This window comes from Acinetobacter sp. RIT698 (genome assembly GCF_009668065.1).
GTDB lineage: Bacteria > Pseudomonadota > Gammaproteobacteria > Pseudomonadales > Moraxellaceae > Acinetobacter > Acinetobacter guillouiae.
In genome coordinates, this window is the sequence record NZ_WJYH01000022.1 from 28,693 (window position 1) to 40,517 (window position 11,825).

Annotated in this window: 7 protein-coding genes; 4 read left to right on the top strand and 3 right to left on the bottom strand. The window is 39.0% G+C overall.

Going from position 1 to position 11,825, the window contains the following annotated elements; all coding sequences use genetic code 11:
• Positions 1 to 94 precede the first annotated feature (94 nt).
• Both purL and GJV03_RS11310 read right to left on the bottom strand, forming a co-directional pair.
• Positions 95 to 3,928, bottom strand: a complete 3,834-nt coding sequence (purL, locus tag GJV03_RS11305; RefSeq protein WP_154130118.1) for a phosphoribosylformylglycinamidine synthase — start codon at positions 3,926 to 3,928, stop codon at positions 95 to 97.
• Between the two features lie 185 nt (positions 3,929 to 4,113).
• Positions 4,114 to 4,854 (bottom strand): hypothetical protein, encoded by a 741-nt coding sequence (locus GJV03_RS11310; protein WP_151957196.1) that lies wholly within the window; start codon positions 4,852 to 4,854, stop codon positions 4,114 to 4,116.
• A 493-nt stretch (positions 4,855 to 5,347) separates the two neighbouring features.
• Between GJV03_RS11310 and GJV03_RS11315 the strand changes: the two genes are divergently transcribed.
• From GJV03_RS11315 to ruvB, 4 genes are read left to right on the top strand one after another with little or no spacing between them, the layout of a single operon-like run.
• Positions 5,348 to 6,688: a deoxyguanosinetriphosphate triphosphohydrolase gene (locus GJV03_RS11315; RefSeq protein WP_004724400.1), complete on the top strand. Its 1,341-nt coding sequence runs from the start codon at positions 5,348 to 5,350 to the stop codon at positions 6,686 to 6,688.
• On the top strand, positions 6,688 to 7,365 hold the full coding sequence (locus tag GJV03_RS11320; RefSeq protein ID WP_154130119.1) for a hypothetical protein: 678 nt from the start codon (positions 6,688 to 6,690) through the stop codon (positions 7,363 to 7,365). The genes GJV03_RS11315 and GJV03_RS11320 overlap by 1 nt, the downstream gene beginning before the upstream one ends.
• A 9-nt stretch (positions 7,366 to 7,374) precedes the next feature.
• Positions 7,375 to 7,977 (top strand): Holliday junction branch migration protein RuvA, encoded by a 603-nt coding sequence (gene ruvA, locus GJV03_RS11325; protein WP_154130120.1) that lies wholly within the window; start codon positions 7,375 to 7,377, stop codon positions 7,975 to 7,977.
• 17 nt (positions 7,978 to 7,994) lie between these two features.
• Entirely contained in the window at positions 7,995 to 8,996 is a 1,002-nt protein-coding gene (ruvB, locus tag GJV03_RS11330) for a Holliday junction branch migration DNA helicase RuvB (protein WP_004724408.1), read from the top strand.
• A 105-nt stretch (positions 8,997 to 9,101) separates the two neighbouring features.
• Here ruvB and GJV03_RS11335 read toward each other — a convergent pair whose 3' ends face one another.
• A complete protein-coding gene (locus GJV03_RS11335) occupies positions 9,102 to 11,288 on the bottom strand; it encodes a TonB-dependent receptor (RefSeq protein WP_154130121.1) in 2,187 nt (728 codons plus the stop codon).
• Between the last annotated feature and the right edge of the window lie 537 nt (positions 11,289 to 11,825).

Consider the following 11,825-nt stretch of genomic DNA (forward strand, 5'->3'; position numbering starts at 1 on the left):
TCTTACCTTTGAGTGGAGGCGATAGAAATATTGATCAGTTTAAAAACAAAAAAGCCCCTTACGGGGCTTTTACAATCCATCGGTCTAGATCTAATTAACCAATAAACTTACGCGCATTACGGAACATACGTAACCATGCACCATCTTCAGTCCATTCCTCAGGCTTCCAAGAGTGCTGAATTGCACGGAAATTACGTTCAGGATGTGGCATCATAATCGTTGCACGACCATCTTTTGAAGTCACCCCAGAAATCGCTTCAGGAGAGCCATTCGGGTTCAATGGGTATTGTTGAGTCGCATTACCCAAGCTGTCTACATAACGTAAAATCACTTGATTACCCGCATTTAACGCAGCAAAGTTTTCAGCAGAAGTTTCTGCACGACCTTCACCATGTGCAACAGCGATTGGTAAAATAGAGCCTTCCATACCTTCTAAAAGAATCGATGGAGATTTCTCAACTTTCACATTCACAACACGTGCTTCAAATACTTCTGAAGTATTACGGCGGAAACGTGGCCAGTTGTCTGCACCTGGAATAAGTGGTGCAAGCTGAGCCAACATTTGACAACCATTACAAATACCTACAGAGAAAGTATTGTCACGGTTAAAGAATTTCTCAAATTGATCACGAAGTTTAGGATTAAACAGTACAGACTTGGCCCAACCACCACCAGCACCTAAAACATCGCCATAAGAGAAACCACCACAAGCAACCAGCCCTTCAAAGTCGTCTAAATCTACACGACCTGAAAGTAAATCACTCATGTGAACATCCACAGTATTAAAACCCACTTTATCGAATGCCGCAGCCATTTCAACATGACCATTCACGCCTTGTTCACGTAAAATCATCATGTTTGGACGGCGTTCATTGATATATGGTGCTTCAACAGGCTCATTTAAATCAAAAGTTGGTAATGCAATTATACCTTTATGGTTTTTATCACCAATTAATGCAAATTCTGAATCAGCGGTTTCTACGTTATCACGTAAACGTTGAATTTGATGAGACACTTCAGTCCAAGCTTGTTGCAATTCAGCACGATCAAGTACCAAACTGTTCACTGACAATTTATCAAAATCATTGACAGTACCAACAACGCGAATCGCGTCTTTTAAACTTGAAGTTGCAACTTCATCTGTCAAACTTGCCCAGTCTGCTTTAGAAATTTGCAATACTGCACCAATTTCTTCGGCAAATAAGCTTTCAGTAGATTGATCTTCAAGTGCTACACCTAAGCGTGAAGCAAACATCATTTCAGCAACAGTTGCCAATAAGCCACCATCACCGATGTCATGATACGCCATGATCAAACCGCGATTATTCCAATCTTGAACCAATGCAAAGAATGCTTTGAACTCATCAAAGTTATCAACATCAGGTGTAACAGAACCAATTGCCTTATACACTTGTGCAAGGATCGAACCGCCTAAACGGAACTGACCTTTAGATAAATCAATACGTACTAGAACTGAATCTTCATTTTTCAATTCAGGTGTCAATGTTTTACGAACATCCAACACAGGTGCAAATGCAGTGATGACACCAGACATTGGTGAAGTCACAGATTTATCTTCGCCTTCGTCATTCCAAGTCGTACGCATTGACAATGAGTCTTTACCCACTGGAATTGCAATACCCAATGCAGGACACATTTCCATGCCGATGGCTTTTACGCCTTCGAATAATGCTTGATCTTCACCTTTTTGACCTGCGGCCGCCATCCAGTTAGCAGACAGTTTAATATCACTGATCTGTTCAATATTGGCACACATGATATTGGTGATGGACTCAGCCACAGCCAAACGTGCCGAAGCAGCAGGATTTAACAATGCAACAGGAGGACGTTCACCCATTGCCATTGCTTCACCAGTATAGCCTTGTAAGCTAGTTGTGGTTACCGCAGCATCCGCAACAGGAACTTGCCAACGGCCCACCATCTGATCACGCGATACCATACCTGTGATTGAACGGTCACCAATGGTGATTAGGAATGATTTTGAAGCCACTGTCGGGTTTTTCAATACACGGAAGATCGCATCTTTTAAATCGACTTTAGATGCGTCGAACTCGTCACCTTTACGTTGAATCGTTTCGTATGTACGACTCATGCGTGGCGTGCCACCAAGCATGACTTGCATTGGCATATCCACTGCTTTGTTTTCAAACAATGGATCGTTTACAGTCAATTGACGCGCTTCAGTCGCTTCACCCAATACAGCAAATGGGCAACGTTCACGTGCACAAATCGATTCAAATAACTCTAATGATTCTGGTTTGATGGCAAGCACATAACGTTCTTGCGCTTCATTTGACCAGATTTCCATTGGCGACATGCCTGGTTCAAGCGATGGGATTTTACGAAGATCAAGAGTTGCACCCAATTCGTGATCATTCACAAGTTCAGGCATTGCATTGGAAACACCGCCCGCACCTACATCGTGTACAGATACGATCGGGTTAAAGTCTTCCATTCTCCAACATGCATCAATCACTTCCTGACAACGACGCTCCATTTCTGGGTTTTCACGTTGTACAGAAGCAAAATCTAAGTTTTCACCCAATTTACCACTATCTACAGAAGAAGCTGCACCACCGCCCAAACCAATGAGCATCGCAGGACCACCCAGTACAATCAGTAAATCGCCTGGCTGAATTGCATCTTTTTCAACATGGTCAGGACGGATATTCCCGTAACCACCTGCAATCATAATCGGTTTATGGAAACCTTTTACTTCGCCATTAACATTTTGCTCAAAAGTACGGAAGTAACCATTTAACGCAGGGCGACCAAACTCGTTGTTAAATGCTGCACCACCTAAAGGACCATCAATCATGATCTGAAGTGGTGATGCCATACGAGATGGTTTACCGTAGTTTTCTTCCCAAGGCTGTTCAAAACCGGGAATATTAAGGTTAGAAACCGTAAAGCCCGTTAAACCCGCTTTTGGTTTACCACCACGGCCTGTTGCACCTTCATCCCGAATTTCACCACCAGAACCTGTCGCAGCACCTGCAAATGGAGCAATTGCGGTTGGATGGTTATGGGTTTCCACTTTCATAAGAATGTGGGCAGCTTGGCTCTTATATTTATAAATATGGTGACCCGTGGCTTCATCTTTTTTCGGATAGAAACGCTGTGTGTCAAAACCAACAATTACAGAAGCATTATCTTTATATGCTGACAAAACATCTGTAGGTGATTCTTTATAGGTATTTTTAATCATTTGGAACAATGATAATGGTTGTTTTTCACCATCAATTATCCACTCTGAACCAAAGATTTTATGACGACAATGTTCTGAGTTTGCTTGAGCAAACATCATCAACTCGATGTCGTGTGGGTTACGCCCCATCTTATTAAATGCAGCGGTTAAATAGTCAATTTCTTCATCTGACAAGGCAAAGCCAAATTCAGAGTTTGCTTTAACCAGTGCATCTTTGCCTTGTCCCAAAATATCAATTGAGTTTAAAGGCTTAGGCTCAGTTTCAGAGAATAAAGCTGTTGCGTCATCAATTTTATTGAAAACGCTTTCTGTCATACGGTCATGTAAAATTTGTTTTACTTCATCAGAGATTTCAGAAATCCCCTTTAAAGTAAACAAAACACCGCGTTCTAAGCGGTGTACAGGTGTATTACAGTTGGCAAAAATATCGGTTGCCTTAGATGACCACGGTGAAATTGTACCGACACGTGGCGTGACTAAAATCTGGACTTCGTCACTTGCAGCCTGACGAACTTCAAACGATGCTCCATCGTTTAAAAGCTGTAAAGCAGATTGCTGTTGTTGCTCGTTGAGCGTTTGGTCGAAAAGGTAAACCCATTGGCTTTCTATTGATTGAACAGAACTGATCGACGCAAGGCGTGTTAATAGTTGTGTTTGCTTAAAAGAAGAGTGTGCAGGTGCACCGGCAACGATAAACATGCTGTTTTTGGCTCCACGGGCAGGTTTTGGCAACCTACCTCAATGTGACTTGAAGAGAGCGCATATTCTACTGTGAAAGCAAGATTTCAGCTAGTCATATCCCACTTAAAAAACGCTGAAATCTTGGTTTTAAATATCCGATTTACTTTGACTTTCGTCTTTAAACATGATTCGTAACAATTGAATTATTGAGCTGTATAATGAAACTCACCCGTTTTAGGATCTTCTTTCGCAATGATTCCGCTTTTTTGATAAAAGACTTTTCCACAAGAAATCTCAGGATCGATTTCACCATCAATATCATAGGATAATCGGACATTGATATGTTCCAAATATGGGTTTTGAGATACAGAGTCAATGAAAAATACATCTAAACTTTCCATGTTATAGCACACATAGATTTTTTCAGGATGCGAGTTTTTATTCAGATCAATTGTATACGTATGATCCGCATTTTGAGTCATTCGATCGAGTTTGAGAGCAACCGCATTGACCAAATCACCACTTTTATTGATCGCATACGCATAGTTTGCCGTGTCATTTTTATAAGCTTCATTGCAGTTTTTAATTGGTTGCCCAATTTTCACCTTGCTAGGCGTAAGATCCTCTATTGTAAATTTAGATTTTCCATTCAACATACTGCTTGGTAAGATGCTCCAATACTGTTTATTTTGCGCATTTGGATCATCTGTCCAAATACAATTATTTGTCAGATGACCATCTGGCGTTTCTTGAAAGGCAAAAGTCGCTAAAGCTTGATCTACTGGTTCAGGCTTGGCAGGAATGCTTTCTTCGATTTCAGCTTTGCTCACTTCAATCTTTTTCTGAGTTTCGATTTCTTTGTTTTGATTAGATAGATTTTTATCAGTTGGGCTACACGCTGTGAATAAAATGGTCATAATTAATAAGAAGAAATTTTTATTCATGCTTTACTCTATTTCTTAAATGATACAAGGATAATGTTTATTCATTTTAACTGTTTATAAGTCTAAACATATTAACTTTAATCATTGAAATTTTCCTAGTGTTTGGACTATCTAGATTATAAATTGGTTTACTGGTCATTCAAAAATTTACTGCTCAATGTTTAGTGGATAGAAAAGATCAAAAATTAACAGGCGATTGTATTATTGGATAATTTTTAGGTCACGGTGAACAGCTTTTAATTCGCCTTGATTCTGAAAAACCTGATTATGGCTCTGTTGTTGTCGTGAATCCAATTACAGCGAGAGATGATTGGTTTAGTGTTGAGGCCAATTTTTATAACTTCATTATGAATTATTTTAAATATAAGAGTGAAAAATACTGGGAAAATATTTCTCAAATATAAACCGACCAAGACAACTTATGTCGCCCGCCCCTAGTACATTTTCAATAAATTTGGCATCATACGATTAACGAAAGAATGAATAATGATAAATGACTCAAATGCGTTGGTTAGAACTCCTTTCAACAGTTCGTTTAGGTAGTAAAAAGCAAAGTACAGAACAGGCACGAAGTCCATTTCATAAAGATTATGACCGCATTATATTTTCGCAAAGTTTTAGACAACTCAATCGTAAAACTCAAGTTCATCCACTGACCCAACATGATGGTATTCATACACGGCTCACGCACTCTTTAGAGGTGTCATGTATTGGCCGTTCTTTGGGAATGCTCGCTGCTGAAAAAATCAAAAATGAACTCCCCGTTTGGATCTCCCCAGCGGATGTAGGGGCAATTATTCAAGCTGCATGTTTAGCACATGATATCGGTAACCCACCCTTTGGACATGCTGGTGAATATGCGATTCGTGAATGGTTTGATGACGCTGCACATACAAATTTTTTACAAGATCTGAGCCCTGAACAACAAGCAGATGTACGACAGTTCGAAGGTAATGCCCAAGGTTTAAGATTGCTTACTAAAATTGACTATCATCCTCATGATGGAGGGATGCGTCTTACTTATGCAACGTTAGGAGCTTACTTAAAGTATCCTTGGCTCTCTAAGACCATCGAATCTCAAGGGAATACTCCTGCAAGCAAACGGGCTAAATTTGGCTGTTATCAAGCTGAAAAAGAAATTCTTAAACAGATTGCAGATCAACTCGGTTTAATTCAATTGGGTGAGTATCATTGGTGTCGTCATCCGCTGACGTATTTACTAGAAGCTGCTGATGACATTTGTTATGCCTTAATTGATTTAGAAGACGGTATTATTCTCAATATGCTCAGCTATGAAGAAGTTGAACCTATTTTTCTTGATTTGTTAGGAGATTATGGCGTTCCCGCTGAACTTAGTATGCCGTATATGACTTGGCAACAAAAAATTGCAGCCTTACGCGGTCGTGTCATGAAACGGCTGGTAGATGAAGTAACCACTGCTTTCGCAAAACAACATTATCAAATTTTGTCAGGACAGCTAAAAGGTTCGTTACTGCAATACTGTGCTGAGGATATTGAGATTGGGATTGATCGAGCAAAAAACCTTGCCCGTGAAAAAATATTTGAACACCCGCAAAAATCAGGTTTGGAAATTATTGCCCATCAGAGTTTACAGCATATTTTAGATGCCTTTATTCCCCTTACCACACCGAATAAAACATTAAGTTTTAAAGATGGTCGTTTACTGTCTATTTTAGAACGCTTTGGTGCACGCTTTAGTGATCATCACTATGACAATATTATGCAAGTCTTAGATATTGTGAGTAAATTTTCAGACCATCAAGCCTATAACTTAGCGCAAGAACTCCAAGGTAATAAGGTTGGTTTTTTCTGATGACTGCGCGGCATATTGATGATGGCATCTATAAATATCAATTTATTTATGCCGATCAATGGGTCCATTGCCCTGATTGTGATACAGCAGGAATTGTCCATTATCAATCATTAGATACAACTCTATATAGTTGTAATTGTCGCGCTCATTTTGTATTTACGTGTCGCAAATGCAATCGCCATTTAGACAGTCATTCCACGCAATATAATATTGAATTTAATGGCTATTATTATGTATATCTGTCTGAACGTTGCCACTTCTGTGGAGGGGCTCAACTAACAGTGAATGAAAAAATACGGAATATTAAAAACCCAAATTCACATTTTGAAGCAGTCTGCCCTTTATGTAAAAAAACCTCAAAACTGGTGCTAAAATCTCAAAAAATTGTTTTCTCAAAAGCGAATAGGTTGGAACATACTCACTTTGGGCTTAAGCTTTATTTAGTCGCCCATACTCGTTTCGGGAATATTTATGTACATAATCTTGAGCATTTACAAGTGTTAAAGTCTTTTGTACATGCTGGTTTACGTGAAAGGACACAAAGTACTGGAAATTCCAGTTATTTTTCTCGACTGCCTGCTTGGATAAAATCTGCCCGAAATCGCAAAGAAATTCTTAAAGCAATTTTGCGTTTAGAGCAAATGGCATCTACTATTCAACCATTAACAAATAAGTGAACAAACTCAATGATCGGATGTCTTATTGGTGAAGTCTTAGCTTTAGAAGCACCTACCGTACTTTTAAATGTAAATGGCGTGGGTTATGAGATTGACACGCCACTCTCAACATTTTGCCAATTACAAAAAGGTCAAAAAGTTACCTTATGGACACATTTAGCCGTCCGTGAAGATGCTCAATTACTTTATGGCTTCTCTAACGCTCAAGAAAAAACCATCTTCCGCACCCTGCTAAAAGTGAATGGTGTCGGTCCTAAAATGGCTTTAGGCATTTTGTCTACATTGAGTGTAGAAATGTTGGTACATACTGTTGAGAATGGTGATGTCAAAACTTTAGTTAAAGTCCCTGGCGTTGGTGCGAAAACAGCCGAACGTTTAATGATTGAACTTCGTGATCGCTTTAAAGTCTTTGCTACAGGTACCACACCGAGTAATTCGACTTCAACTCAAATACAATTTACGGGCAATTCTGCTGTTGCAGAAGCTGAAGCGGCATTGCAATCTTTAGGTTATAAACCTTTGGAAGCACAAAAACTGATTAATGCCGTGAAAGCAGACTATACTGAAGCAAGCGACATTATCCGTGCTGCACTTAAATCCATGAATAAATAAGACAGATTAAGACACTCATGCAAGACCGTTTAATCAGTGGGGCTGAAAAACCCGAAGATCATTTTGATCGTGCCATTCGTCCAACCTCTTTGGATGACTATATAGGCCAACCTGTTGTACGAGAGCAAATGGAAATTTTCATTGGTGCTGCTCGTGGTCGTGGTGAAGCACTTGATCATACCTTGATCTTTGGCCCACCCGGTTTAGGTAAAACCACATTGGCCAATATTATTGCCCGTGAAATGGGGGGGAACCTTAAATCTACTTCTGGCCCAGTACTGGAACGTGCAGGTGATTTGGCTGCAATGCTGACCAATCTGGAAGAAGGTGATGTGCTATTTATTGATGAAATTCATCGTCTCTCTCCAGTGATTGAAGAAATTCTTTATCCCGCGATGGAAGATTACCAACTCGATATCATGATTGGTGAGGGCCCTGGCGCACGTTCGATAAAATTGGATTTACCACCATTTACCTTGGTTGCTGCGACAACACGTGCAGGTCTACTTACCTCACCTTTGCGTGATCGCTTTGGAATTGTGCAACGTTTAGAGTTTTATTCAGTCGAAGATTTGACTCATATTGTTGCACGTTCAGCATCATTAATGAATGTTCCCACAACAGCAGATGGTGCAAAAGAAATTGCTCGTCGTGCACGTGGCACTCCCCGTATTGCTAACCGTTTGTTACGTCGTGTCCGTGACTATGCACAAGTTAAAGGCACGGGTGAAGTCACTCAACACATGGCACAACGTGCATTGGATATGTTAAATGTTGATAAAGATGGTTTAGATACGTTAGACCGTCGTTATTTATCGATGTTATTAGAACGTTTTGATGGCGGCCCTGCCGGTGTTGAAGCTTTAGCCGCAGCAATGGCTGAAGATTCAGGCACGCTAGAAGATGTGATTGAACCCTATTTGATTCAGCAAGGTTATGCTATGCGTACCGCTCGTGGACGTATTGCAACCAACCAAGCCTATTTACAGTTTGGGATGACACCACCTGAACCAAAATAATCAACTCAAGGGAATATTGAATATTCCCTTGAGTCTCTTATGATTTTATATATAAAAGCCCTATACAAATAGGGCTTTTATAGTGCTAATCGAAGATGGGTTTTATTAGAATTTAAACGTTGTGCTCAATTGAACACGGCGTCCCTCTTGAGTATTTTTATACCGATTATAATAGTCTGCGCCTACTTTCTGATAATCAACAAAGTTTTTATCAAAAATATTATATAAACCAACAGCAATATCCCACTGATTATTGACATTAAAATTTGATCCCATATGCATCAAACCATATGCTTTAAAATCACCTAATGCATCATAAACTTCTTGGTTAACTTGAGGTAGGCTATTATAGTAGTCTGGTGTAAAACGCGCACGTTCACTCCGGTATTCGCCTCGCGCCCATAATTGAATTTTATCATCCGCTTGCCATTTTAATAATGCATTAACAATATGTTTAGGTGTATCGTTTAAAGGCGGATTACCATTCTTTTTGTCCTTAATTTCTGCCACTGTCCATGTATAATTCAAACCAAATTTCCAAGTCGGTACAAACTCCCAATTTAAGCCGGTTTCAACACCATAGATTTCTGCTTCTCGAGCATTAATCGGGCGAGTAACATTCCAAGCGCGTTTGCCAGTATCTTCAGGTCGCATTAACCATGGTGTACCAAGCTTTGCCATTTCTTCTTCACATGCAGCTTTAGTCAGATTAGCATCACAGGTTCTTTCCACTGGTCCATTGACTATTTTATCTTTAATCTGACTGAAAAATGCTGTGATATTAGCATCAAAATTAGAACTGTTATTAAAATAAGTACCCAGCTCAAAGTTATTACTTGTTTCAGGTTTTAAATTTGGACTTCCAAAAAAAGGAACTGCTCCTTGTCTACCAATGTTATAAACCCCATTGGTCAGACGTTCTAAGCGAGGTGCTTTATATCCCTCACTATAACCACCTTTAAACGTCCAATTGTCATTTGCATTCCAAACTAAATATGCTCTAGGTGTCCAAAAACTACCAAATGTATCATGATTGTCAAAACGTAAACCCATGGTTAAAGCTAGATCAGGAGTAAGTGCCCATGTATCTTCAGCAAAAAGCCCCAGTTGCTGAAATGACACCTCCTTATTTACCCTTAATCCATCTTTAATACTTGCATCCCACCATTGCCCACCAAGGGTAATATTGTGTCCTTTAAAATATTGTGTGGCCAATTTAGTATCAAAAATCGTATCCTCACTTTCTAAAAGACGAGGGGTAATTACACTTGAACCTGCTTGAGCACGTGCTGGAATAAGACGACCAATCGTTTCAGTTTGAGTATTACTAATACTTGATTCCAAGGTCCCTATTTTATTGCGCCATGTATGTGCAAGTACTAGCCGATCTCGATTAAACTCTTTTGTTTTATCATAACCACCATTTGCACCAAGCGTACCAAGTTGACTCTTACTGTTATCGTACCATTGCTCAGTTTTTTCATATTCTACGGAGAGGTCATGTTGCTTTGTTGGGGTAAGTGTTAAACGAGCACCAATTGTTTCTAAATCTGATTTGGTTGGGTTATTCCCCATGTTCAACTCTACTGAATTATCATTTACATCGAGATAACCCACATTGGATTGACTACGTTGTGCTTTTCGAGCACGAAGTTGCACTCCCAACAAATCCTGAATAATTGGACCAGTAATAAATCCATCAGCAGCACGTTGATTACCAAAATCAGAACTGTTTGGAAGTAAAGTCCCTTCTAATGTGATGGAGCCTGTCCATTCATTTGAAACTTTTTTTGTAATAATATTGACAACACCACCAATAGCATCAGAACCGTACAATGTAGAAGCAGGTCCTCGAATCACTTCGATTCGTTCAATTGCTGAAACTGGAGGAATAAAACTATTATTTGACTCCCCAAAACCATTTGGTGCGATATCCCCAGTACTGTTCTGACGACGACCATCTATCAAAACAAGGGAATACTCAGAATCCATCCCACGGATACGTATATTTAAACCGCCAGTTTTCCCAGCGCCTGGGCTAATATCAACCCCCTCAACATCAACTAAAGCATCTGCAATTGAGTTTATACGTTTATCTTTTAGATCTTGTGCTGTGATCACAGTAATACTTGCCGGCGCATCTTTTAGTTTTTGCTCATAACCTGCCGCAGAGACAACAATTGTTGAAAGTTGTTGTGTAGCATCGGATTCTACCTTGCTATTTGCAAAGACTGAAGTTGTTGTAATTCCTAAAAGTGCGATTGAAATAGGACGAAGGTTAAACTTACTCATAAATAGAATTCCAGTAGATGGACGGCATAACCAATTGAAAACAAATAAAACATCTAAATATGAATGATAAGAATTATCATTTGCAATAAAAAGAATACAAAAGATGGCGGTCATAGTAAAGATATATTACATATTATTTTAATAAAAACTTAATAAAAACTTTTGTTGGTTTTAATAGCCTCATTTAATTACATTGATCTTATTAAAAATTTGCTATTCAAAACAAATAAGTTATTGTTAATATTTAATTTTATTATTTTATAAAATCTTCTTCGATACATCCTTTTTACTCAGCACTTAATAAAAATTCCTACACTCAATTGGCTGTTAGTAAGGTAGTTCAAAGATAAAACACACGAAAACATCATATAGCTATGCTGCTTATTTAAACAATTACAAAAAAATAATTTTGGAATGAACGGGTTTCGTCGAGTGTTGAAGTTATGAAATATAGAGCGGATATTCAATTGCCATCTTTTATTTCACGCTGCAAATGCAGATTGACATACTCTTTTGATTAATGAGTTTTTCTTATTG